This is a genomic window from Curtobacterium sp. PhB115 (assembly GCF_003752025.1).
In the GTDB taxonomy this organism is placed as follows: Bacteria; Actinomycetota; Actinomycetes; order Actinomycetales; family Microbacteriaceae; genus Curtobacterium.
Genome location: NZ_RJKR01000010.1, coordinates 125,795 through 150,112 on the forward strand (window position 1 = coordinate 125,795; position 24,318 = coordinate 150,112).

20 protein-coding genes are annotated in these 24,318 nt (G+C 72.0%); 4 read left to right on the forward strand and 16 right to left on the reverse strand.

Features of this window, described 5'->3' with window-relative positions; genetic code table 11:
• Positions 1-52 precede the first annotated feature (52 nt).
• Positions 53-1,990 carry a long-chain fatty acid--CoA ligase gene (locus tag EDF19_RS14780; RefSeq protein ID WP_123681624.1) on the forward strand — a complete coding sequence of 646 codons (1,938 nt, stop codon included), beginning with the start codon at positions 53-55 and terminating at the stop codon, positions 1,988-1,990.
• 181 nt (positions 1,991-2,171) lie between these two features.
• On the opposite strand, the gene EDF19_RS19415 is transcribed toward EDF19_RS14780, so the two are convergent.
• From EDF19_RS19415 to EDF19_RS14790, 3 genes are all read right to left on the reverse strand, one after another.
• On the reverse strand, positions 2,172-2,303 hold the full coding sequence (locus EDF19_RS19415) for a hypothetical protein (protein WP_260217219.1): 132 nt from the start codon (positions 2,301-2,303) through the stop codon (positions 2,172-2,174).
• A gap of 159 nt (positions 2,304-2,462) precedes the next feature.
• Positions 2,463-2,966, reverse strand: a complete 504-nt coding sequence (locus tag EDF19_RS14785; RefSeq protein WP_123681625.1) for a peptide deformylase — start codon at positions 2,964-2,966, stop codon at positions 2,463-2,465.
• A 1-nt stretch (position 2,967) separates the two neighbouring features.
• Positions 2,968-6,378, reverse strand: coding sequence for a pyruvate carboxylase (locus EDF19_RS14790; RefSeq protein WP_123681626.1), 3,411 nt, complete (start codon positions 6,376-6,378; stop codon positions 2,968-2,970).
• A 60-nt stretch (positions 6,379-6,438) separates the two neighbouring features.
• Here EDF19_RS14790 and EDF19_RS14795 point away from each other — a divergent pair, with 60 nt between their 5' ends.
• Positions 6,439-7,251: a ParA family protein gene (locus EDF19_RS14795; RefSeq protein ID WP_123681627.1), complete on the forward strand. Its 813-nt coding sequence runs from the start codon at positions 6,439-6,441 to the stop codon at positions 7,249-7,251.
• A gap of 1,354 nt (positions 7,252-8,605) precedes the next feature.
• Here the strand turns inward: EDF19_RS14795 and EDF19_RS14800 are convergent.
• The 7 genes from EDF19_RS14800 to EDF19_RS14830 all read right to left on the reverse strand — a co-directional run bounded on the left by EDF19_RS14800 (position 8,606) and on the right by EDF19_RS14830 (position 17,206).
• Positions 8,606-9,166 carry a MerR family transcriptional regulator gene (locus EDF19_RS14800; protein ID WP_123681744.1) on the reverse strand — a complete coding sequence of 187 codons (561 nt, stop codon included), beginning with the start codon at positions 9,164-9,166 and terminating at the stop codon, positions 8,606-8,608.
• A 184-nt stretch (positions 9,167-9,350) separates the two neighbouring features.
• On the reverse strand, positions 9,351-10,055 hold the full coding sequence (locus EDF19_RS14805; protein ID WP_123681628.1) for a MerR family transcriptional regulator: 705 nt from the start codon (positions 10,053-10,055) through the stop codon (positions 9,351-9,353).
• Positions 10,055-10,534 (reverse strand): FHA domain-containing protein, encoded by a 480-nt coding sequence (locus EDF19_RS14810; protein ID WP_123681629.1) that lies wholly within the window; start codon positions 10,532-10,534, stop codon positions 10,055-10,057. The genes EDF19_RS14805 and EDF19_RS14810 overlap by 1 nt, the downstream gene beginning before the upstream one ends.
• Before the next feature lie 202 nt (positions 10,535-10,736).
• Positions 10,737-12,290 carry a chitinase gene (locus tag EDF19_RS14815; protein ID WP_123681630.1) on the reverse strand — a complete coding sequence of 518 codons (1,554 nt, stop codon included), beginning with the start codon at positions 12,288-12,290 and terminating at the stop codon, positions 10,737-10,739.
• A complete protein-coding gene (locus EDF19_RS14820) occupies positions 12,290-14,776 on the reverse strand; it encodes a glycosyltransferase family 2 protein (protein ID WP_123681631.1) in 2,487 nt (828 codons plus the stop codon). The genes EDF19_RS14815 and EDF19_RS14820 overlap by 1 nt, the downstream gene beginning before the upstream one ends.
• 388 nt (positions 14,777-15,164) lie before the next feature.
• Positions 15,165-16,175, reverse strand: a complete 1,011-nt coding sequence (locus EDF19_RS14825; protein ID WP_260217220.1) for an iron ABC transporter permease — start codon at positions 16,173-16,175, stop codon at positions 15,165-15,167.
• Positions 16,172-17,206 carry an iron ABC transporter permease gene (locus EDF19_RS14830; protein ID WP_123681632.1) on the reverse strand — a complete coding sequence of 345 codons (1,035 nt, stop codon included), beginning with the start codon at positions 17,204-17,206 and terminating at the stop codon, positions 16,172-16,174. The genes EDF19_RS14825 and EDF19_RS14830 overlap by 4 nt, the downstream gene beginning before the upstream one ends.
• Positions 17,207-17,365: 159 nt before the next feature.
• Here EDF19_RS14830 and EDF19_RS14835 point away from each other — a divergent pair, with 159 nt between their 5' ends.
• On the forward strand, positions 17,366-18,859 hold the full coding sequence (locus tag EDF19_RS14835) for a S1C family serine protease (protein ID WP_260217221.1): 1,494 nt from the start codon (positions 17,366-17,368) through the stop codon (positions 18,857-18,859).
• Position 18,860: 1 nt separating this feature from the next.
• On the opposite strand, the gene EDF19_RS14840 is transcribed toward EDF19_RS14835, so the two are convergent.
• Together EDF19_RS14840 and EDF19_RS14845 are read right to left on the reverse strand one after the other, a co-directional pair.
• Positions 18,861-20,021, reverse strand: a complete 1,161-nt coding sequence (locus tag EDF19_RS14840; protein ID WP_123681633.1) for a hypothetical protein — start codon at positions 20,019-20,021, stop codon at positions 18,861-18,863.
• Positions 20,022-20,211: 190 nt separating this feature from the next.
• Positions 20,212-20,469: a hypothetical protein gene (locus EDF19_RS14845; RefSeq protein WP_260217222.1), complete on the reverse strand. Its 258-nt coding sequence runs from the start codon at positions 20,467-20,469 to the stop codon at positions 20,212-20,214.
• Positions 20,470-20,502: 33 nt separating this feature from the next.
• On the opposite strand from EDF19_RS14845, the gene EDF19_RS14850 reads away from it, so the two are divergent.
• On the forward strand, positions 20,503-20,865 hold the full coding sequence (locus tag EDF19_RS14850; protein ID WP_070418630.1) for an RNA-binding S4 domain-containing protein: 363 nt from the start codon (positions 20,503-20,505) through the stop codon (positions 20,863-20,865).
• On the opposite strand, the gene EDF19_RS14855 is transcribed toward EDF19_RS14850, so the two are convergent.
• From EDF19_RS14855 to EDF19_RS14870, 4 genes are all read right to left on the reverse strand, one after another.
• Positions 20,859-21,230 (reverse strand): hypothetical protein, encoded by a 372-nt coding sequence (locus EDF19_RS14855; protein WP_185022877.1) that lies wholly within the window; start codon positions 21,228-21,230, stop codon positions 20,859-20,861. The two genes, EDF19_RS14850 and EDF19_RS14855, sit on opposite strands and share 7 nt — an antisense overlap.
• Positions 21,230-22,183: a nuclease-related domain-containing protein gene (locus EDF19_RS14860; protein WP_123681634.1), complete on the reverse strand. Its 954-nt coding sequence runs from the start codon at positions 22,181-22,183 to the stop codon at positions 21,230-21,232. Before EDF19_RS14860 ends, EDF19_RS14855 begins: the two co-directional genes overlap by 1 nt.
• Before the next feature lie 172 nt (positions 22,184-22,355).
• Complete coding sequence (locus tag EDF19_RS14865) at positions 22,356-23,432, reverse strand: winged helix DNA-binding domain-containing protein (protein WP_123681635.1); 1,077 nt, start codon at positions 23,430-23,432, stop codon at positions 22,356-22,358.
• Positions 23,433-23,457: 25 nt separating this feature from the next.
• A complete protein-coding gene (locus EDF19_RS14870) occupies positions 23,458-24,204 on the reverse strand; it encodes a phosphotransferase enzyme family protein (RefSeq protein ID WP_123681636.1) in 747 nt (248 codons plus the stop codon).
• Positions 24,205-24,318: the final 114 nt, after the last annotated feature.

A 24,318-nucleotide genomic window follows, 5' to 3' on the forward strand; every position in this document is an offset into this window, starting at 1 on the left:
CGCCTCGGTGCTGAGGCGCACTCGAATCGAACCGGCAGACAAGGGAGTCACCGTGAACGATCAGCGGCCCGCTCGCAGCAGCGCCACCACCTCCGGCAAGCACGCCACGCCACCGGACACCGGTCGCGAGACGACCGACACGCGCCGCGAGACGCCCGACAGCCGCCCGGTCGCGCCGGACCACGGCTCCGCCGCACGGCTCCTGACGGACCGCGCCCGCCTGACCCCGTCGCGGCCGATCCTGGCCGAGCGCCACGGCGACACGTGGACGACGATCACCGCCGGCGAGGTCCTCGCCCGCGTCCGCGGCATCGCGAAGGGCTTCGTCGCCGCCGGCCTCGAACAGGGCGCACACGTCGCGATCCTGTCCCGTACCCGCCTGGAGTGGACCCTCGTCGACTTCGCGGTGTGGACCGCCGGACTCGTGTCGATCCCCGTGTACGAGACGAGCTCCCCCGACCAGGTGCGCTGGATCCTCTCCGACTCCGAGGCCGTCGCGATCATCGTCGAACAAGAGGACCACGCACGACGGGTGGCGTCCATCGCCCCCGACCTGCCGCACCTCGGGCAGCACTGGACGATCGACGGCGGCGGGCTCGACGACCTGACCCGGCTCGGCGAGGACGTCACCGACGAGGAGCTCGACGCCCGCACGGCCACCGTCCACGGGCACGACGACGCCACGCTCATCTACACCTCGGGCACGACCGGCCGGCCGAAGGGGTGCGTGCTCCGGCACGACAACTTCACCGCGACGGTCGAGGGCGCCAGCGAGGCCATGCCCGAGGTCGTCGCCGACGGCGCCTCCACCCTGCTCTTCATCCCGATGGCCCACGTCTTCGCCAGGTTCATCGCCGCGATGTCGGTGTCCGCCGGTGTCCTGGTCGGGCACGAACCGGACACGAAGGACCTGATGCGGGCGGTGTCGACCTTCAAGCCGTCGTTCCTGCTCGCGGTCCCCCGGGTCTTCGAGAAGATCTACAACTCGGCGGAGCAGAAGGCCGACCTCGGTGGCAAGGGCCGCGTCTTCCGCGCCGCCGCAGCCACCGCCGTCGCGCACTCCGAGGCGCTCGCGGCCGGCAGGGTCCCGTTCACGCTCGGCCTGAAGTACAAGCTCTTCGACCGACTCGTGTACGCGAAGCTCCGCGACGCGATCGGCGGCCGGGTCGAGTACGCCATCAGCGGCTCCGCCCCGCTGTCACCGCGGCTGTCGCACTTCTTCCGCTCGATCGGCGTGCTCATCCTCGAGGGCTACGGCCTCACCGAGACGACCGCGCCGGCGACCGTCAACCGTGCCGGCGAGCTCCGCATCGGCTCCGTCGGTCGTGCCCTCCCCGGGGTCGAGATCCGGATCGCCGACGACGACGAGATCCTGATCCGCGGTGTCGACGTCTTCGACCGCTACTGGCGGAACGACGAGGCGACCGCCAAGGCGTTCGCCGACGGGTGGTTCCGCACCGGCGACCTCGGCCGGCTCGACGGCGACGGCATCCTCACCGTGACCGGCCGAGCCAAGGAGCTCATCGTCACGGCGAGCGGCAAGAACGTCGCACCGGCGCCGCTCGAGGACGGCATCCGCGAACACCCGCTCATCGGGCAGGTCGTCGTGGTCGGCGAGGGGAAGCCGTTCGTCGCCGCCCTCGTCACGCTCGACCGCGAGATGCTCGGCGGTTGGTGCGAGACCCGCGGGATCACGCCGGCACTGTCCGCCCACGAGGCCGCCTACGACGAGCGCGTGCACCACGCGGTGCAGGAGGCCATCGACGCCGCGAACGGCCGCGTGTCGCGCGCGGAGTCGGTGCGGTCGTTCACGATCCTCGACACCGAGCTGAGCGAGGCGTCCGGGCACCTCACGCCGAAGCTGACGATCAAGCGGCCGGTCATCCTGAAGGACTTCGCGGCCGACATCGACCACATCTACTCGGGATCGAAGGTGCAGACCACGGCGACGCCCGTCATCGCGGAGCGGCGCCGCCGCGATCGCGCGTAGACGCGGACCGACAACGCAACGGTCTGGGCCCACGTCGCCGGTTCCGGTCCGACGCGCCAGCGGCGGACCGGCCGTGTCGATGGGGAGAGGCCCGGATCACGTCCGTGGGACGTGATCCGGGCCTCCAGGCTGTTGCGTCTGCGCGCGGGGCGCGACCCGCTGTCGGGTCCGCCAGCTGCGGTCAGCGCTGCGGTGCGTCCTGCACGTCGGGGGCGTCGAGGACGGCCGTCGACGAGGTCGTCACGGGGACCGGGTCGAGGCGTCGGTTCGTACGGGTGCGGTGGGAGCTGAGCTCGTCGTTCTGGGAGGCCATGCTGATCGTCCTGGGGGTGTGGGTGACGGTGTCGGTGGGAGGCCGACGCCGATACGGTACCTCTTCGTCAGGACAAAGCGACAATCCCCCGTGGGGGTGTCACCGGTGTTGCCCAGCTGGCTGCTCGGCGGGTTCCGCAGAGGGCGAACGCGGAGCGGTTCAGTGGAACCAGTCCTGGGCCCGGATGTCACGGAGCGCCTGCCGCCGGACCTCCGGGTCGAGCGTCATCACGTACACCGTGCCGTCGAGGTGGTCGACCTCGTGCTGGAGCGCCTCGGCCATCAGACCGGTGCCCTCGAGGACGACCTCGGCGCCGTCGACGTCCACCCCGCGGACCTTCGCGTACGGGTACCTGGGGGTGGGGTAGCCGAGGCCCGGGACGGAGAGGCACCCCTCCTCCATCAGCTCGCGCTCACCGGAGACCTCGACGATCTCGGGGTTGAGGACGTAGCCGACCTCGCCGTCGACGTTGTACGAGAACGCACGGAGGCCGACGCCGATCTGCGGCGCGGCGACGCCGGCACGGCCGGGTTCCTGCACGGTGTCGAGCAGGTCCTGCACGAGGTCGCGGAGCCCCGGACTCCCCAGCGTCTCGGGTCGGATCGGGTCGGCCGGCGAACGGAGGACGGGGTCGCCGAAGAGGCGGATCGGACGGACGGTCAATTTACTGCAGCACCACCAGGAGGTCGCCGGCGTCCACCTGCTGGGTCACCGGGATCGCGAGCCGGCCGACGGTGCCCGACACGGGCGCCGTGATGGCCGCTTCCATCTTCATCGCCTCGATGCTCGCCACGGCCGCTCCGGCCTCGACGACGTCACCGACGGCGACCTTGAGCGTCACCACACCGGAGAACGGCGCGGCGACCTGCTTGGGGTCGGACTTGTCAGCCTGCTCGGCCGTCTTCGTCTCGACCTCGACCGAACGGTCGCGGACCGAGACCGGGCGGAGCTGCCCGTTCATCGTCGCCATCACCGTGCGGATGCCCTTGTCGTCGACCTCGCCGATCGCTTCGAGCCCGACGAACAGGTTCACGCCCTTGCCGAGCGGCACCACGTGCTCCTGCCCGGGGCGGAGGCCGTAGAGGTAGTCGACCGTCGGCACGACGGACAGGTCGCCGTACTGCTCGCGGACGCTCTCGAACTGCGCGGTCGGCTGCGGGAACAGCAGGCGGTTGAGCGCGTGCTGGCGCTCCGGGCCGGTCTTCGTCAGGTTCGCCCGCTCGTCGTCGGGGACGGGCGTGACGGTCGGGGTGATGGTCCGCCCCTCCAGCACCTTCGACCGGAACGGCTCGGGCCAACCGCCGGGCAGGTCGCCGAGCTCGCCGGCCATGAAGCCGACGACGGAGTCAGGGATGTCGTACTTCTGCGGGTTCTGCTCGAAGTCGACCGGGTCGGCGTCGACGGCTGCGAGCTGCAGCGCGAGGTCACCGACGACCTTCGACGACGGCGTCACCTTCGTCGGACGACCGAGGATCCGGTTCGCCTCGGCGTACCAGTCCTCGACCTGCTCGAACCGGTCGCCGAGACCGAGCGCGATCGCCTGCTGCCGGAGGTTCGACAGCTGGCCGCCGGGGATCTCGTGCTTGTAGACGCGACCCGTCGGACCGGGGAGCCCGGACTCGAACGGTGCGTACGCACGCCGGACCGACTCCCAGTACGGCTCGAGGTCACCGACGGCATCGAGGGACAGTCCGGTGTCGCGCTCCGTGTGCGCCAGGGCGGCGACGAGCGCGGACATGCTCGGCTGGCTGGTCGTGCCGGCCATCGGCGCGGACGCGACGTCCACCGCGTCGGCTCCGGCGCGGGACGCCGCGAGGAGCGTGGCGAGCTGGCCACCGGCGGTGTCGTGCGTGTGCACGTGGACGGGCTGGTCGAAGCGCTCCCGCAGGGCGGCGACGAGCTTCTCGGCGGCGCCTGCGCGGAGGAGCCCCGCCATGTCCTTGATGCCGATGACGTGCGCGCCGGCCTCGACCATCTGCTCCGCGAGGCGGAGGTAGTAGTCGAGCGTGTACAGGACCTCGGCGGGGTCGAGGAGGTCGGCGGTGTAGCAGAGCGCCGCTTCGGCGACGGCCGTGCCGGTCGCGAGCACGGCCTCGAGCGCCGGTCGCAACTGATTGACGTCGTTGAGCGCGTCGAACACGCGGAAGACGTCGACGCCCGTGGCGGCGGCCTCGGCGACGAACGCGTCGGTCACCTCGGTCGGGTACGGGGTGTAGCCGACGGTGTTGCGGCCGCGCAGCAGCATCTGGATCGGGATGTTCGGCATCCCCTCGCGCAGGGACGCCAGGCGCTCCCACGGGTCCTCGCCGAGGAACCGGAGGGCGACGTCGTAGGTCGCACCGCCCCAGGCCTCGACGCTGAGCAGCTGCGGGGTGAGCCGCGCGACGTACGGGGCGACGGCGACGAGGTCCTTCGTGCGGACCCGGGTGGCGAGGAGCGACTGGTGCGCGTCCCGCATCGTCGTCTCGGTCACCGCGAGGGCGGTTTGCGCGCGGAGGTCCTGCGCCCACGCGGCCGGACCCTTCGCCAGCAGCAGGTCGCGCTGCCCCTCGGGCACCGGAGTGCTGAGGTCGAGGGCGGGGAGCTTCGCGCTCGGGTCGACGACCAGCGGCGACCGCTCACCGTTCGGCTTGTTCACCGTGACGTCCGCCAGCCAGTTCAGGACTTTCGTGCCGCGGTCCTTCGAGACGTGGCCGCTGAACAGCTGCGGGCGTTCCTCGATGAACTTCGTCGAGACGTCGCCGCGGGCGAAGTCCGGGTCCTCGAGCACGGCCTGCAGGAACGGGATGTTCGTGCTGACGCCACGGATGCGGAACTCGGCGAGGGCACGCTTCGCGCGGGCGACGGCCGCCGGGAAGTCCCGACCGCGACAGGTCATCTTCGCGAGCATCGAGTCGAAGTGCGGGCTGATCTGGGCGCCGGTCGCGACCGTGCCGCCGTCCATCCGCACGCCCGCGCCACCGGGGCTGCGGTACGTGGTGATGCGGCCGGTGTCCGGACGGAAGCCCTGCGTCGGGTCCTCCGTCGTGATGCGGGTCTGCAGGGCCGCCCCGTGCACGGCGACGGTGTCCTGCGACAGCCCGAGGTCGGCCAGGGACTCCCCCGAGGCGATCCGCATCTGCGACTGCACCAGATCGACGTCGGTGACCTCTTCGGTGACGGTGTGCTCGACCTGGATGCGCGGGTTCATCTCGATGAACACGTGCTGGCCGGCCCGCTCGCCCTCGGTGTCCAGCAGGAACTCGACCGTGCCGGCGTTCACGTAGCCGATCGACCGGGCGAAGGCGACGGCGTCGCGGTGCAGCGCGCGGGCGATCGACGGGTCGAGGTTCGGCGCCGGAGCGATCTCGACGACCTTCTGGTTGCGGCGCTGCACGGAGCAGTCCCGCTCGAAGAGGTGGATCGTGCCGGCCTCGGTGCCCGACGCGTCGGCGAGGATCTGCACCTCGATGTGCCGCGGCCGGATCACCGCCTGCTCGAGGAACATCGTCGGGTCGCCGAACGCACTGTCGGCCTCGCGCATCGCCTCTTCCAGCGCGGCGCGGAGTTCGGGCTTCGTCTCGACCCGGCGCATGCCACGCCCGCCACCGCCGGCCACGGCCTTCGCGAACACCGGGAAGCCGATCGCGTCCGCACCGGCGATGAGTTCCTCGATGTCACGGCTCGCCGGCGTGCTCGCGAGGACCGGGACACCGGCCGCGATCGCGTGCTCCTTCGCGGTGACCTTGTTGCCGGCCATCTCGAGGACGTGCTGCCCCGGGCCGATGAAGGTGATGCCGTTCGCGGCGGCAGCGGCGGCGAGGTCCGGGTTCTCGGACAGGAAGCCGTAGCCGGGGTAGATCGCGTCGGCGCCGCACTCGAGGGCCACGCGGATGATCTCGGAGACGTCGAGGTACGCGCGCACCGGGTGCCCGCGCTCCCCGATCAGGTACGACTCGTCGGCCTTCAGCCGGTGCAGGGAGTTGCGGTCTTCGTACGGGTAGACCGCGACGGTGCGCGCTCCGAGTTCGTACGCGGCACGGAACGCACGGATGGCGATCTCACCACGGTTCGCCACGAGGATCTTGGTGAACACGACGTCCCTTTCAGCCCGGGTTGAGGTGAGACAACCCTAGTGGCGGTAACGTTGCTGACCGTGCATGTACTCAGCGTGAGCTCCCTCAAGGGTGGTGTCGGCAAGACGACGGTGACGCTCGGCCTGACTTCGGCCGCGTTCGCCAAGGGACTGCGCACGCTGGTGGTGGATCTGGACCCGCAGTCCGACGTCTCCACGGGCCTCGACATCAACCTCGCCGGACACCTCAACGTGGCCGACGTCCTCGAGAACCCGAAGGAGAAGATCGTCCGTCAGGCGATCGCCCCGTCCGGGTGGACGAAGGGCTCGCAGGGCAAGATCGACGTCATGGTCGGGTCGCCCTCCGCGATCAACTTCGACGGGCCGCACCCCTCGATCCGTGACATCTGGAAGCTCGAAGAGGCCCTCGCCAACGTCGAGCAGGACTACGAGCTCGTGCTCATCGACTGCGCGCCGTCGCTGAACGCCCTCACCCGCACCGCGTGGGCAGCGTCCGACCGCGTCACCGTCGTCACCGAGCCGGGGCTGTTCTCCGTCGCCGCGGCCGACCGTGCACTCCGGGCGATCGAGGAGATCCGCCGCGGCCTCTCCCCCCGCCTGCAGCCGCTCGGCATCATCGTGAACCGTGCTCGCGTCCAGTCGCTCGAGCACCAGTTCCGCATCAAGGAACTCCGGGACATGTTCGGCCCCCTCGTGCTCTCCCCGCAGCTGCCCGAGCGCACCTCGCTGCAGCAGGCGCAGGGTGCGGCGAAGCCCCTGCACGTGTGGCCCGGCGAGTCCGCGCAGGAGATGGCGCGCAACTTCGACCAGCTGCTCGAGCGCATCATGCGGACGGGCAAGATCGGCCCGTACGCCGAGGGCGGCGCCGCGTAGGTCGCGCTTGCGGGCGGTTCACGACATGCCGCTCACGTCCGCCGAGAGCTGACCAACTGTCGCCGGAGGCCGTCGCGGGCGACGGTTCGTGACCACGCGGCGACGCGCGCACGACAGCTCGCGACACCTCGGCGACGCGCGCAAGACGGTTCGCGACCACTCGCGACCGCCGGGAAGCACGCCCCCGGCCCACGGCAGACACGCCCGGCCCCGGTTCGCCCAGCGGTCACGACATGCTGCTTACGTCCGCCGAGAGCTGACCAACTGTCGCTCGGAGCCGTCGCACACGACAGTTCGCGACACCTCGGCAACGCACGCACGACGGTTCGTGACCACTCGGCGACGGCCGGGAGGCACGCCCCGACCCCGGCAGACACACCCGGCCCCGGTTCGCCCAGCGGTCACGACATGCCGCTCACGTCCGCCGAGCGCTCACCAACTGTCGCTCGGAGCGGTCGCACACGACAGTTCGCGACACCTCGGCAACGCGCACACGACGGTTCGTGACCACTCGCCGACGGCCGGGAGGCACGCCTCGACCCCGGTAGACACGCCCGGCCCCGGTTCGCCCAGCGGTCACGACATGCCGCTCACGTCCGCCGAGCGCTCACCAACTGTCGCCGGAGGCCGTCGCGGGCGACGGTTCGTGACACCTCGGCGACGCGCACACGACAGTTCGCGACCACTCGCCGACGCGCACACGACAGTTCGCGACCACTCGCGACCGCCGGGAAGCACGCCCCCGCCCACGGCAGACACGCCCGGCCCCGGTTCGCCCAGCGGTCACGACATGCCGCTCATCTCCGCCGAGGTGTCACCAACTGTCGCCGGAGGCCGTCGCGGGCGACGGTTCGTGACACATCGGCAACGCGCACACGGCGGTTCGCGACCACTCGCCGACGGCCGGGAGGCACGCCCCGCCCCCGGCAGACACGCCCGGCCCCGGTTCGCCCAGCGGTCACGACATGCCGCTCACGTCCTCCGAGAGCTCACCAACTGTCGCCCGGAGGGTGCGCAGACGACAGTTCGCGACACCTCGGCAACGCACGCACGACGGTTCGCGACCACTCGCCGACGGCCGGGAGGCACGCCCCGACCCCGGTAGACACGCCCGGCCCCGGTTCGCCCAGCGGTCACGACATGCCACTCACGTCCGCCGAGAGCTCACCAACTGTCGCCCGAAGCCGTCGCACACGACAGTTTGCGACCCATCGGCGCCGTGTGCACGGCAGTTTGCGACACCTCGGCGACGCGCGCACGGCGGTTCATGGCACCTCGGCGACGACGCGCGCACGACGGGGCGCGACCACGCGGTACGAGCGCGCGGCGGGAAACGCGGGACGGGAAGCGCGGGTCAGGAAGCGCGCGTGGCCCGGCGAGCGGCGAGCTCGTCTGCGGGGTCGGCCGCGGCGGTGGCGTCGAGCTCCACGAGGGAGGTCTCGACCTCGCGCAGGACCTTGCCGACCGCGATGCCGAAGACACCCTGGCCGCGGGACACGAGGTCGATGACCTCGTCGTCGGAGGTGCACAGGTACACCGAGGCGCCGTCGGACATCAGCGTGGTCTGCGCCAGGTCGGACACGCCCGACTCACGCAGCTGGTTCACGGCGGTGCGGATCTGCTGGAGCGAGATACCGGTGTCGAGCAGCCGCTTCACGAGCTTGAGCACGAGGATGTCGCGGAACCCGTACAGGCGCTGCGATCCGGAGCCGGCGGCCCCGCGGATCGTCGGCTGCACGAGCTCGGTGCGGGCCCAGTAGTCGAGCTGGCGGTACGAGATGCCGGCGGCACGGGCAGCGACGGTGCCGCGGTACCCGTTCTGCTCGTCGTGCTCGGGAAGGCCGTCGGTGAAGAGCAGCCCGAGGTCGTACCGCGTCGTGTCCGACTCGGTGCCAGGGGTGTCGTTCCCACTCATGAGCTTGCCTTCCACGACGATCGAGCTCCCACCCGAAGGTTCAACGACGGGTTGAGAGTTGTTCCGAGGTCAACGGTAGCGACTCCGACCGGTCCTGCGCGGGACATCCGACTCGGCGCGTCCGGCGTGTCGAGGATACGCCCCACCCACCGACGCACAACCCCTGTCGGAGCACCGCAGACCGTCATGCGTCGAGACGACCGATCGCCGCACGGATCAGGTTCGACCGGATGACCTCGAGGTGCCCGGCGATCTCGCGCGCGAGCTCGGTGGCCTTCGCCCGCGAGGTGGCGTCACCACGGCGGGACACCGGCATGAGCGCCGACTCGATGAGCCCGACCTCGCGCTCGGCGGTGCTGCGGAGCGTGCGGAGGTGCCGCGGCTCGATGCCGGTGCGCTGCAGTTCCACGAGGGCCTTGAGCACGGACACACTGTCCTCACCGTAGGTCTCGGTGGCCGGCAGCAGCGACGCGGACACGGCGTCGGAGAGCAGCATCGGCGATGCTCCGGCAGCGCGGACGGTCTCGTCGCGCGTGTAGCGGCGCTCTCGGCCGAGGATCGACGGCTTCGGCGCGTCGCCCCCGCCGGGCAGCACCGGTTCGCGACCGGCATCGAGGTCGGCGAGGTAGTCCTTGATGACCTTGAGCGGCAGGTAGTGGTCGCGCTGCAGGCCGAGGATCACCCGGAGGCGGTCGACGTCGGCCGCCGAGAACTTGCGGTACCCGCTGGCCGTGCGGATCGGCGTGACGAGCTCGCGCTCCTCGAGGAAGCGCAGCTTGGAACTCGACAGGTCCGCGAACTCGGGCTTGAGGCGAGCGAGGACCTGCCCGATGGTGAGCAGGTCCGGCGCCGCGGACCCCGCCCGGGCCGCAGCGGACCGTGCGGCCACTACGCGTTCGCCAGGCGCGCCAGGTCGACCCGAGATGCGTAGAACGTCAGGCGGAACTTGCCGACCTGGACCTCGGACCCGTCGGTGAGCAGCGCTTCGTCGATGCGGACACCGTCGAAGTACGTGCCGTTCAGGGAGCCGTTGTCCTTGACGCTGAAGCTCGTGCCGTGCCGCAGGAACTGCGCGTGCTTGCGCGAGACCGTGACGTCGTCGAGGAAGATGTCGGCGTCGGGGTGACGACCGGCCGTCGTGACGTCGGAGTCGAGGAGGAACCGCGCACCCACGTTCGGACCACGGCGCACCACGAGCAGCGCCGACCCGGACGGCAGGGCGTTGACCGCCTCACGCTCTTCGGTCGAGACTCCGGACTCGGCGGTGAGCGCCGCGCCCATGTCCATGCTGAAGGTCAGCGTGGTGTCGACCAGCCGCTGCTCCGGGGTCTTCTGACCGCCCGGCTGCGGGACCACTGGATCTGGCATCGGTGGACCTCCTCCTCTTGGCCCACAAGCGTATCGGAAACCAGCACCCCAGCGGCAGCCCCGAACGGGGCTGTGCACGACGTCCGCGGACCGCGAACGCGCGGGACCGGCGCGAGCGGGGCCGGGAGACGTGCGGGGAGACCGACGGGAGGCACGGTGCCAGCTGGCACCGTGCCTCCCGTCAGTCGGTGGCCCGCACCACCTACTCGCGGAGAGCCGACAGGATCTCCTTGATCTCCGAGTCCTTCAACTTCACCCAGGGCGACCCGTCCGGGTCGCTGGTGGAGGCCTCCGGGCTGTCGCCCGTGTTCCACCACTTCGCCTGGTACGGAACCCCGTCGAAGAGGATCCGGTCACCCGTGTCGTACTGCTTCGTGCCCGACCAGGGGTCGTACGTGCCCTTCGGGAGCGTGACCTGTGCGACCGGCTTCTCGCCCTTCAGGACGGGGCCGATGAGCTGCCACGGCGTCTCGTACGCGCTCAGCACCGGGTCGTCGGGCAGGTCGCCGGAGGTCCACCACTTCGCCTCGTAGACGTTGCGGTGCCAGACGACCTTCGTGCCCTCGAGGTACGACGCGTCCGTGCTCCACACCGGGTACGGGCTGGTCGAGGGGTCGTCCGTCGGCTGCACGGTGGCGGACGGCTCGGCCGTGGTGACGTCCGAGGCCGCTGCGACGATGCCGCCGCTGAAGCCCTTGCCGAGCACGTCGGCGAACAGCACACCGTCCTGGTCGACACCGGAGCACGAGTTCGAGACCGTCGACAGGTTGACGTAGTTCGACCCGCACGTGGTGTCGCGGTTCAGGGACCACATCGACATCCGGCCGAGGCCCTTGTCACGGGCCCACGTGTTCAGCTTCTTCGCGTCGGCGAGGGTGAACACCTCGTCCTGCACGTCGTTCTGGCCGATCATCGGCGTCGCGCCGACCTTGTGCCAGAGCGTCGCGTCGGACAGCGGCGTGCCGGAGCGCTTGTAGAGGACGCCGAGCTGCCGGTGGACCTCCTGCAGGGTCTGCACCGAGGCCGAGTACATGCTCTGGCTCGCGCCCTTGCCGTCGCCGTAGTCCATCGTCATCGCGTTGACCCCGGCGAGGTCGACGCCGGCCTTCAGGAACTGCGCGACCGCGGTGGTGCCGTCGGCCGTGAGCCCGGCGGGGGCCGCTGGCAGGGTCAGCCACACGGCGAGCGGGTGCCCGGCGGCGCGGCGCTCCTCCTGCAGGGCCGCGACGGCCTTCGCGCGGCGCTCCCCCGCAGCGTGGTTCGTGAGGTCGTCGCCCTCGACGTCGAAGTCGACCGTGCTGACGTCGTAGCGCTTGACGACCTTCGCGTACGCACTCACCAGATCGGAGGCGTCCGTGCAGGTCGTGGCGAGCTCGTCGTTCGCGAGGCCGCCGAACGAGACGCCGACCTCACCCTTCTGCTGCTCCAGTCGGGCGACGCGCCGGTCCAGGTCGAGCGAGTCCGAGGCACCCTGCAGCGAGTACGCCGAACCCCACGTCGGGGTGCAGGCGGCGTCGTTGTCGGCGACCACGAAGGAGAGCATGACGTCGCGGCCCTTGGCGGACTTGACGTCCTCGAAGGCGAACGTCGGGGTGACGGTGACGTCGGTGTACGCGGCGAACCAGGACTGCTGGGTCTCGGCGGCCTGGGCCGACTGCCACCGGTCGAACCCGGCGTAGGCAGCCGTGGCGAGGGCGGCGGTGAGGACGACGGCGATGCCGACCCGGAACGGGGAGAGTCGTCTGGTGGTGGACATCAGGCAGCGGTCCGTTCGGTGTCGGTGGGGGTGGAGCTCGTGGCGGTGGCGGTGGCGGTGGCCGTCGCCGCTGCGGCGGTCGTCGCTGCGCCGGTCGCCGCTGCGCCGGTCGCCGCTGCGCCGGTCGTCGCGCTCGCTCCGACGACGTCGGCGTGGTGGCGCACCGGCATCCGGCCGCCGCGGTGGCCGAAGTACAGCACCGCACGCCAGTCCTCGGTGTCGCGGACGGAAACGGTCTCGGGCACGACACCGCGAGCCACCGCCTTCCGCGCGATCCGCTCGGCACGGCGCCCCGCACGGGCAGCAGCCCGAGCCGACGGGTCGTAGTACATCCAGCTGGTGGCCCAGAGCCACACGTCCACGACGGAGTTCCACACTCCGATGTAGGCGACGATGGCGTACATCGCGAGCAGGGCGTTGAAGGCCGCGAACACGGCGTTGCCCCAGTTCTGCGCCTGGTAGTCGCGGGCGAAGGTGAACACCGAGAAGACGACCATGGCGTACGGCGCGAGGACGTACAGCGCCGGCGACGCGGTGCGGTCCCGGACCTTCGGCGTGCGGGCGAACGGGATCTTCTTCGCCGTGAGCGCCTGCTGGATGCTCTTCAGCACACCGGCGACGTTGACCGGCATCAGGATGAGGTTGAAGCCGTAGATGCGGAACACGTCGGTGCGCTTGTAGCCGCAGTACTTCAGGTCGCTGCTGAGGAGCCAGAAGTAGGGCAGCGCCGCGAGCAGCACCATCGGGCTGAGCAGCCGGGAATCGTACGGGTACGCCAGCAGGAAGATCAGGCCGAAGGACGCCCAGGCGATGGACGCCATGTAGTTGACGCGGAGGGACATCTCGACGATGCCGACCCGCTCGCCACGGGCACGACGCTCACGGACCTGGCGGATGTACTTCGGCAGGATGAGCAGCCCGCCGTTCGCCCAGCGGCGACGCTGCACGATGAGCGAGCCGAAGTCCGGCGGGGTCGCGCTGTAGGACAGACGCTCGGGGTAGTTGACGAGGGTCCAGCCGTGCATGCCGAGGTCGACGCTCGACTCGGTGTCCTCGATGACGGTGCGGTCCTGCACGTAGCGCTTCACCTCGAAGCCGCCGACGGTCTCGACCTCCTCGATGTCGCGGAGCGCCCGGGTGCGGATGACCGCGTTCGCGCCGACCCAGAAGGTCGCGTTGTGGCGGGACATGCCCTGGTGGAGGATGTGCTGGATGTCCGTGGTGGCACCGGCGAGCCGCTCGATGCGGGTCGCGGCGCCGCGGAACGACGAGTACGGGGTCTGCGTCACGGCGACGCGGGCGTTCTCCGGCTGCTCGAGGAAGTACACCAGGCGCAGGCAGTAGTCGCGGAGCAGCACCGAGTCGGCGTCGAGGGTCAGCACGTAGTCGGACGCCGGGACGACGAGGTCGGCGTCCTCCGGGTCGGTGACCGTGCGGAGGATCGTGCCGCTGGCGGTCTCCTCGAAGGCGTACGCACCGCCGAGCAGCCCGATGTAGGCGTTGAGGTTCATCGCCTTGTTCGCCTCGTCGGAGAGGTTCGCGAAGCGCTTCCGCTCGAACGTGGTGATCTCGGCCGTGAAGGTCCAGGCCAGGCGGCGCTGCAGTTCGACGGCGCGGGCCGAGGTGATCTCGGTGAACGCGGCGCCGGCGTCGATCGCGTCGACGATCGCGGCCTCGAGCGCCTCGGAGGTCAGGCGGAGCTCGTCGGCCAGCTCGACGAGGACCTGGTCGTGGAAGAAGCGGTCCACGTGGTCGACGACGTCGTGCTCACGGGCGTGGCGGCGGAGCCAGGCGTCGGCCCAGCGGTGGTGCTCCACCAGGGTGCGGAGGGCGTCGACGCTGGCGAACGGCGCGTTGGCGGCCTCGACCTCGGCGGAGAGCAGCGCCTCCTGGAAGCGGCTCGACGGTGCGGCGAGCTGGGTCTGGATCGTCTCGGCGACGGCACGGGTGCGCTCGAGCTTGTCGAGCGTCTCCGGGTCGGTGGGGAACGGCGCGTCGTCGACGAGCAGCACGATGCGCAAGCTCGGGTACTCCTGCAGCGCGGCCGACCACAGCGTCGTGGCGACGACGTCGGGCTCCTCGGCGTAGCTCGGCACGAGGACCGTCATCGGCACCTCGTGTCCCTCGGCGAAGTGCCGGTCGAGTTCGGCGCGGGGCACGCGGACGTGGGTGGAGAACCGCTCCATCGCACCTTGGCGGGCGACCAGGTGCATGAGGGCGGAGAAGGTCAGGAACGTCACGACGACGAGGTACGAGACGGCCTCGGTCGTGAAGCGGAAGCTCTCCGCGCCGGAGTCGAGGAACTGGCGGATGACGGTGTAGATCACGTAGGCCAGCCAGAAGGCGATGGTCAGGATGATCGCGACGCGACCGGAGACGAGCTTCCGGTCGGAGGGACGTTCGTGGAGGGTGTCGAGCGGGCGGGTACGACGCTCGGCGCCCCATTGGCGACGGCGCACGGGCGCGCCGTCCAGCTGTTCGGGCATGACGGTCCTTCGTTCCTCGGGGCCAGCGCTCCATCGGGTCGGTGCGCTGTCGGGGAGCCCCGGGGTCGTCTTCGACCGTAGGGGGACGGAACGATCGGTACGGACACCCGGACGGGGGGTTCTGGGCGTGCCGTGCGGGATCCCGCAATGCTGCGCGGATGGCCGCATCGGGGGCGTGTCGCTGCCGCGGAGCGTCCGGGCGAGTGGATGCGTGCGCATCGAGCGACGATCCACGAGGCGATCGACGCGTGTCCTGTCGGAAGACGCGTGGGCGTACGGCTCGCGTCCGGCGTGTGGTCACGCGACGTCGGCCTGGAGGCACGGTGCGGGTCCGCCCCGCCGGCTCGCTCCGGCGGGTGGCGGGGTCACGACCCGCTCTGCGACCGCGTCAGCGACCGCGCGCCAGGAGCCAGAGCAGGTACGGGGCGCCGACGACCCCGGTGACGACGCCGACCGGCAGCGCGTTGCCCGGGATCGCGAACTGGGCGACGAGGTCGCTCCCGAGCGTGATCGCCGCACCCACGGCCGCCGCCGGCCCGAGCGCCACGCGACCTCCGCCGACGAGCCGACGGGCGATCGGCGCCGCCATCAGCGCCACGAACGACACCGGGCCCGCCGTCGCCACCGCCGCCGCGGTCAGGCACACCGCCGTCAGGAGCAGCAGCACCTTCGCCCGGTTCGGCCGGAGCCCGAGGGCCGAGGCGACCTCGTCACCGAGGGACAGCACGGTCAGGCGCGGGGACTGCACGAGGGCGAGGACCATGAGCACCACGAACGCGACGCCGAGCACCCCGACCAGGTTCCGGTCGACGGCGTTCAGGCTGCCGGAGAGCCAGAGCAGCGCGGTGCCGGCCTGCGTCACGGTGCCGCTCGTGAGCATCCACCCGGTGATGCTCAGGCAGATCGCCGCGACGCCGATGCCGACCAGGACGACCCGGTTGCCGGTGATCCCCCGGCGCCAGGCGAGCCCGGCGATCACGAGGGACACGACGACCGCGCCGACGAGCACGACCGAGAACAGGATTCCGCCCGATGCCCCGAACAGGACGATGGCGGTGAGCCCAGCGGCGCTCGCACCCGACGAGATGCCGATGACGTCCGGGCTCGCGATGGGGTTGCGCACGACGCTCTGCACGATCGCCCCGGCGACGCCGAGACTCGCACCGACGAGCACGGCGCCGAGGACACGCGGCCCGCGGAGCTGGCCGATCACGAAGTCCGAGATCCGGTCGCCCTGCCCGACGAGCGCGCCGACGACCTGCGCCGGCGTGAGCGGGATCGAGCCGACGCCGAGGCCGACGAGCACCAGGACCACGATCAGTGCGACCACGGCGACGAGCACCACGACCTCGCGACGTCGGCCCCGGAGCCGACGCGGACCCACCTGCTCGGCGCTCACAGTCCGCGCACCGCCCTCGAGCGCACCAGCGCGATGAACACCGGCGCACCGATGAGCGCCGTGACGATGCCGACCTGCAGCTCCCCCGGGTACGCGACGACGCGGCCGATGACGTCGGCGACGAGCAGCAGCGCCGGGGCGACGGTCGCGGACAGCAGGATGGTCCAGCGGTGGTCGGGGCCGCTCAGGCGCCGGACGGCGTGCGGGACGGCGAGCCCGACGAAGGCGATCGGTCCCGCAGCGGCGACGGCCGACCCGGCGAGCAGCACGGTGACGAGCCCGCCGACGGCCCGGACGAGGACGACCCGCTGCCCGAGCGACGCCGCGAGTTCGTCGCCGAGCGCGAGGGTGTTCAGCGAGCGACCGAGACCGAACGCGATGGCCAGTCCGACCAGGACCGGGACGGTGATGATGCCGGCGGTGCCGAGGTCCTTGCCGGCGAGGGCACCGACCTGCCAGAACCGCAGCTGGTCGAGCAGGCTCGCGTTCGTGACGAGCACCGCGGTCGTGACCGACGACAGCGCGGCGGCGGCGACCGCCCCGGACAACGCGAGACCGACGGGGGTCAGCCCGCCCCTGGCGACCGCGGCGATCCCGTAGACGAGCACGGCCGCGAGCGCTGCGCCGGCGAACGCGAAGGGCAGGTAGCCCGCCGTGCCGCTGACGCCGAACACCGCGATGCCGACGACCACCGCGAGTGCCGCACCGGAGTTGATGCCGAGCACGCTGGGGTCGGCGAGCGGGTTCCGTGTCACGCCCTGCATGACCGCACCGGCGACGCCGAGGGCTGCCCCGGCGAGGAGCCCGACGACGGTCCGGGGCACGCGGTTCCCGAGGACGATCAGGCCGACCTCGTCGTTCCGGCCGGGGTGCAGGACTGTGTCGAGCACGGTGCCGAGCGGGATCGGCCTGGACCCGTACGCGATCGAGAGCGCCACCGCGACCGCGAGGACGACGACGGCCAGCACGGTCGCACCGACGAGGCGGGCGACGGAACTGGGAGCCGGGGGCGTGGACGACGGGGAACGCATGGGAAGTAAGGCGAGCCTAACGGAGGGCCTCGTACGGCGGTCCCCGAGCAACCCCGGAGCGGTCGCAGGGTTCGTTCATAGCTCCGTCATGGGGAAGCCGCTTGTACTGGTCTCCATCGACACCCGACCGGGTCGTCGAGGGACGACCGGAGAGCACCGATGAACGAGAACCCGACCCCCGCCGCCGACCACGACGAGAACGGCACCGCCCGCACCGAGGCCGCGCAGCAGCAGGCTCCGGGGATCAGCTGGGAGGCGCCGCACGCCGACCCCGCCACGCTGCGCCCCGCGTACGCGTTCGACGGTTCCGGCCCGTACCTCTACGGCGCGGACGGCTCCGGCCCCTACGCCTACTCCCCCGACGGCCGCGGCCCGTACCTGATCGGCAGCCCGGCCCTCACCGGCACCCACCACGCCTGGGCGCACACCGCCGCCACGGCGAACCACCCGGGCGCGACGACGAAGCGTCCCCGCCGCCTCGGCCTGATGATCGGGTCCGGCATCGCCGCACTCGCGATCGTCGGCGCTGCCGGAGGCACCGCCCTCGGCCTGTCGTCGCAGAGCACGACCACGACGTCGAGCCAGTCGCAGGGCACCACGACCCTGCCGGACACCGGCACCGGTTCGGGCACGAGCGACGGCACGAACGGCTTCACGGTCCCCGGCGACGGCACCGGCTCGAGCGACGGCAGCACCGGCACCGACGGCAGCACCGGGACGAGCACCGAGTCCGCCGCCACCGCCGCGACGACCGCGCAGAAGAAGGGCGTCGTCACGATCAACACGGTCCTGAACTACGACGAGTCCTCGCAGGCCGCCGGCACCGGCATGATCCTCAGCTCGAACGGCACCGTCCTGACGAACAACCACGTCATCCAGGGCGCGACGAGCATCACCGTCACCGACGAGACCACCGGCAAGGAGTACAAGGCCGACGTCGTCGGGACCGACGCCACCAACGACGTCGCCGTCCTGAAGCTCGAGGACGCCTCGGGGCTGTCCACCGTGACGCTCGACGACGACGGTGAGCCGTCGACCGGCGACACCGTCACCGACGTGGGCAACGCGGAGGGCACGGGCAACCTCGTCGCCGCCGAGGGCACCGTCACCGCGACCGACCAGGACATCCAGGTCCAGAGCGAGTCCGGCACCGGCACCGAGTCGCTGACCGGCCTGATCGAGATCGCCGCGAACATCGTCTCCGGCGACTCCGGCGGCCCCGTCGTCGACAGCGAGGGCGAGGTCGTCGGCATGGCGACCGCAGCGTCCTCGGGCACGACGGACGTCACCGGGTACGCGATCCCGATCACCACCGCGAAGGCCATCGCGCAGAAGATCCTCGCCGGTGAGTCCTCCGACACGATCACCATCGGTCTGCCCGCGTTCCTCGGGGTGGAGGTCAGCAGCGCCACCAGCACGACCACCGGCGTCGCGGTCGCCGGCACGGTCGAGGGCTCCGGTGCGGAGAGCGCCGGCCTCGTCGCCGGTGACACGATCACGAGCCTCGACGGCACCGCGATCACGACCTCGGACCAGCTGACCGAGACGATCCAGTCGCACTCCGTCGGCGACAAGGTCACCGTCGGCTACACCGACACCACCGGCGCCGCGAAGACCGTCACGGTCACCCTGACCGCCGGTCCCGCCGCCTGATCTAGGCCGGCAGCAGCGCCCGCACGAGCGACCGGTGGACGTTGGCCGGGGAGTCCGTCACGAAGACGGTCTCCCCGGCTTCCGTCTTGCCCACGCGGGCGAACCCCAGCTCGTCCGCGTGCACGATCGTGATCGGCTTCGGCTTGCCGGGCCGACGCAGGTACGACACCGTCCAGGGTGCCGCCCAGAACCGCGCGAGCCGCGGGTCCGCCTCGACGAGCGACTCCGGCAGGTCCGGTGCGTCCGCACCGCCGGCGAGCTTCCGCCCGAGCAGGTGCGCCGGGAGCGACCCCGTGCGGAACGGGAAGGTCCATGCCGGACCGACGCCGAGCCTCCCGGCCGCCAGCGCGACGACGCGGTCCGGTGTCAGGGACGCGACCACGAGGCCCGTCTCGTCGGTCCCGTCGACGACGGTCTCCGACCAGGCCTGGAGGCGCGACTCGCCGCCGTCGGGCAGGTGCTGTTCCAGCGTGACGGGTTGGGCATCGCCCTGCCAGGGCCCGAGGAGGGTCTGGGTCGCCTCCGGCAGCGTGCCGAGGCGGCCGACGAGACCGGCCTCGATGAGCTCGCGGCCCGCGGCGGTGCGGAGGAGCGTCGGGTTCCAACGGCGGCCGGCGAGGCTCCCGAGCGTGCCGACGGCGGCGGCGCTGAGCCGGGGTCCGTCGAGGGCGGGTGCCGGCGCGGGGTCCGGCAGGGGCTCGAGGTCACGCTCGGGTCGCACCGGCACCGGCTCGGTCGCGCGGACGCTCTCGAGGACGGCGAACACGAGGTCGTCGGTCTCGAGCAGTCGGCGGAGGGGCCGCTCGATCGTCAGGTCCACACGGTGCCGACCGGTGACGAAGAGCAGGTGCGCTCCCGCGACGTCGCCCTCGTCGTCGGGGCGGACGTACTCGACGAGTCGAGCCGGGGCTCCGGCGGCGGTCCAGGTGTCGCAGCCGACGAGCAGCAGGCCGTCGACCGAGCCGGGGAGCCGCGCGAGGAGGCCGGTGTTCTCGTCGCCGATCGCGCGGTCGCTCGGGCGGGAGCGGACGGTGAGCACGATGTCGTCGCCGGTGACGCGCAGGTCCGCCTGGGAGGAGTCCTCGCGGCGCCAGCGGTCCGGGCGGCGGAGGGTCAGGCGGGCGGTGCGGTCCTCGGTGCCGAGCGGGACGGGGACTGCCATGGCACGAGGCTACGTCGGGAGGGGCGCCCGGGGGCCCGCGGCTCGCCGGGTTCGCGCGGGGCAGGGCGCGCCGTGCCCGGTGCCGCAGTGTGCGAGGTTCCTCGCACGGTGGCACCCGCGCGGCCCCGCACACTCGCCGGAACCTCGCACCGTGCGACCCGCGGCGCCGCGACCCTCGCACCGTGCGGGGTCAGCGGCGACGAGCGCGCGGCGGCGGAGGCGGCGGGACCGGCTTCGCAGCGACGACGTCGGCGAGCCGCACCTCGACCGGACCGCGGCGCGTCGCGATCGTGACCGTGTCGACCGTCCGGGCGACGAGCTCGCCGAGGGCGTCCTGCGCGCCGTCACCGTGGTGGGCCCGGACCACGAGCCGGTCCCCGATCGCGGCGTCCGCCAGCACGCCGAGCGCCCGGGCCCTCGCGATCGCGTCCTGCTCGCCCGCACTCACCGTGCCAGCGTACGGGGAGCCTAGAGTGAGGGGATGGCCAAGGCTCGCGTGGACAGCTGGATCTGGGCGGTGCGGATCACCAAGACCCGCTCCGCCGCGACCGCTGCGTGCAAGGCCGGGCACGTCCGGGTGAACGGGGAGCGCGCGAAGCCGGCGCAACCGATCGGCCCCGGTGACGAGGTCCGCGTGCGGCAGAACGGCTTCGACCGGATCGTCGTCGTGACCGGGATCATCCTGAAGCGGACGAGCGCTCCCGAGGCCGCGAAGCACTTCGAGGACAAGACCCCGCCGCGTCTGCCGAAGGAGGAAGCCGGCTTCGTCCCGATGCGGGACCGCGGCGCCGGACGCCCGAGCAAGCGGGAGCGCCGCGACCTCGAGAAGCTCCGCGGCTACTGACGCCGCGGCTTGCCGTACGGGTCGACGACGACCTCGAACTCCTCGTCGGCGGCCCACTCGACCGTGATCGGCTGGCCGGTCCACCGCGCTTCGAGGTGCCCGTCGTCGTCCTCGTCGGACCCACAGAGCGCCGAGCCGCTCGGCACCCGCTCGATGGCGACACGACCGTCGACCCCGACGGCGTACAGCTCCACCACCCGACCACGGATGGTCTGCGTCCGCACCGTGTCGTGCCGGACCTCGTCGAACCGACGCGCGCCGTCAGCGGGCACGACGCCGTACTCGACGACGTCACCGATCTCGACGGCCGGTCCGCAGCACTGGTGCTCCCACCCACCGACGAGCACGACCACGGGTTCGGGCATCAGACGAACCGGACGGTCTGCTGCAGGCGGTCGCGGATCTCGAACACGTCGACGGAGCCGACCGGCGACCAGACCCCGGTCAGCACCTGGCCGAGCGCACTGCGGCGGACGACGAGGGCCGTGGGCTTCTTCGGGGAGCCGACGAGCTGCACGTCCTCTTCGACGGCGGAGTCCGGCACGACGAGGAGCCGGCCGGTGAACCGCACCCGGGTCTGCTTCTGGACGGCGCGGGCGGCACGGACGAGCTCCTTCACGGGGCGCTCCCCCGGTGCCAGTGTCTCGCCGACGATCTCGCCGTGCTCAATGTGGACGGGTGCCCCCCAGTCGATGGACTCCACCGCCCAGAGCCCGCTCGGCGTCAGGACGGCGTGGTCGAGCTTGCCGTCGGCTCCGGCGTCGAGGTCGTGCCAGACGGTCACGCCGATGCCCATGTCGGCGATGATCGAGGCGGTGGCCTCTTCCGCCAGGGCCTCGCCGAGCAGTCGCCGGATGTGCCGGGGCGCCGAACGCACCAGGACGGGGTCGTACGGGTCCTCGATGGGGTCGCCGAGTCCGACCCACTCGCGCTCGGCCTGCAGGAAGACCTCGCGGGAACGACCGCCGGGGTGTCCGTGGGACCGGGCTCGCGGGCGGGTGTCCCGGCGCGCCGCCGGGGGTGCGTAGTCGTCGCGACCGGTGCCGGGCCTCCGAGCAGACCCATCCGACGAACCAGCTGGACCGAACGCGCCGGACCCGGACCCGCGCGAACCGACGTCGTAGGCGCGCCGCGCCGACGGCGTCCCGATGCGTTCCCAGGCGAGCTGCACCTGGCGGAAGCGGTGCGCGTCGCCGCCGAGGTCCGGGTGGGACTCGCGAGCGGCACGCCGGTAGGCCCGGCGGAGGGTTTCCTCGTCAGCGGTCGCGGGGACGCCGAGGACTTCGTACGGAGTGGCGTCGGCCGGGCTGTCGGTCATGGCCTTGTGACAGTACTAGAGGGAGTGTCGGAGTCCGCCGCACGGTTGCTGGGTACGGTCTGGGCCTACGCCGCCGGTTCCGCGCCGACGTGCCAGCGGCGGGTCGGCCGTGCCGGTCTGGAGGCGCGGTGCGGCCCCGCAGCGTCGGGCTGCGGCTCGGCGCCGGGTCGCGTCAGACCACGGTGGTCACCACGGGTGCACCGAGGAACGCCGCGTAGCGGGCAGCGGCGGCGTCGAGTGCGCGGACGGCAGCGGCGTCGAGCGGGCTGAACGGGGTCACGGTGACGAGGACGTCGCCCCGCCGCTCGGTGCGCTTCCAGGTGCCGACGACCCGGCCGCGGACGACGGCCATCGCCAGGAACATGCCGTTGCCGCCCGGGACGACCCGGTCGGCGTGCGCGGGGTCGAGCTGGGCGGAGCGGTCCGCGTAGCCGAGCAGGTACTCGTCGAAGCCGGGCAGCAGGTGTCCGGTCGGGATGCCGGCGGTGGTCGGTCGGTCGGCGAGGGCGAGGAATCCGCCGCCGAGGTCCTCGACGGCGTCACCGGCAGCGGCTCGGGCCCGTCGGAGGTCCCCGAGCGGGAGCTTCGTCCAGCTCGCGGCGTCGGCCTCGGTGGCGGGACCTCGGCCGCGAAGGTACCCGGTGAGGACGCGGCGGAGCGCTTCGTCCCGGTCGGGCAACGGCTCGGTCGCCGGTGCCCATTCGTCGAGCAGCACGAGCCCCTGGCCGACGCGGGCGGTGGGCCCCCACGCGACCAGTCCTTCCTGCGAGAGCTGCAGCAGCAGGTGGTAGCCACGGCCCCCGGCTGGGTCGATGCCCGCGGTCCGGTACACCTCGAAGAGTTCGTCGCGGACGAGGGACCTGCCCCCGGTGAGCGCGGCGACGGTGGTGTCCCGAGCCCGGTCGAGCAGCGGCTGGTCGATGCCGAGTTCCGCGGCGCGCCGGGCGATGCTCCGGAGCGTCCGTTCGGCGGTCAGGGAGAGCAGGAGCCGCAGGTCGTCGGGCCGCATCGCGTGCAGGGTCCCCCGCATCGGCCAGGAGCGGACGAGGTCGCCGCGGTCGAAGGCGGCTCGGACGTCGTCACGGGTCGACCCCGGCGAGCGCACGCCGATCGCCCAGAGCACCTGGCCGAGGTCCTGCCCCTGCACGGCGAGCATGCGTTCGACGGCACCGGTCGGGTCGAGCCCGGGGACGGCGATCCCCTGCGCGGCGAGTCGCGCCGTGCGGAGCTGCGCCGGGGTGGGGTTCATCTGCTCAGCATGCCCGGCACCACCGTCACGCGACGGCGGCGGTGATGGCCTCGGCGTGCTCCTCGACGTAGGCGACGTCGGCCCGGTAGAGGTCGGCGTGTCCGTGCGCGAGGTCGCTGACGAACTTCGGGTTCCCGGCGGCGGCCTCGTGCTCGATCGTCGTGACCATGGCGACGAGCGACGCCGTGATGGTCTCGGCGAGGACCGCGCGGGACCGGTCGTCGAGTTCGTAGGCGCGGCAGAACTCCGCGGCGCGGGCGAGCCGTTCGTCGAGCGCCGGCGCCGTCGACCCCTCGACCGTGCCGGTGGTGAACGGTGCGAACCGGTAGACGGCACTCGCGACGTCCCAGACGCGGGGGCCGGGGTGTGCGGTGTCGAAGTCGATGAGACCGACCGCGGCGATGCCGTCGTAGACGCAGTTGTACGGGGCGAAGTCGCCGTGCACGATCGTCTCGGCAGGGCAGCGGTCCGCCTGCGACCACACGTCGCGGGAGTCGTCGCGCGGGAAGGTCGCCGCGGCGTCGTGGTAGTGCCGCAGCAGCCGGGCGCTCGTGACGAGGGCGGCCTCGCTCGCGACGTCGTCGGTCCACGGGTACTCCCCCGCGGTGCCCGGGACGAACGAGACCGTCTCGAGCGTGTGCCCCAGCTCGATCGGTTCCGGTGCGGCGACGAAGCCCTGTTCGTGCAGGTGCGCGAGCAGCCGGTGCACGGTCGGTGTCCACGGCCCTGCCGGGCGGTGCACGCGGTCGTCTGCCCTGGTGATCCGCTCCATGGGGGAACCTCCTGTGTGTGCGTCTCCGTTGACGTGGGAGCCAGCGTATCGACGGGAGCCTCCACGTGTCGTTCGTCGGTGTGAACAACACGTCACGTGACGGCATGCAGCGTT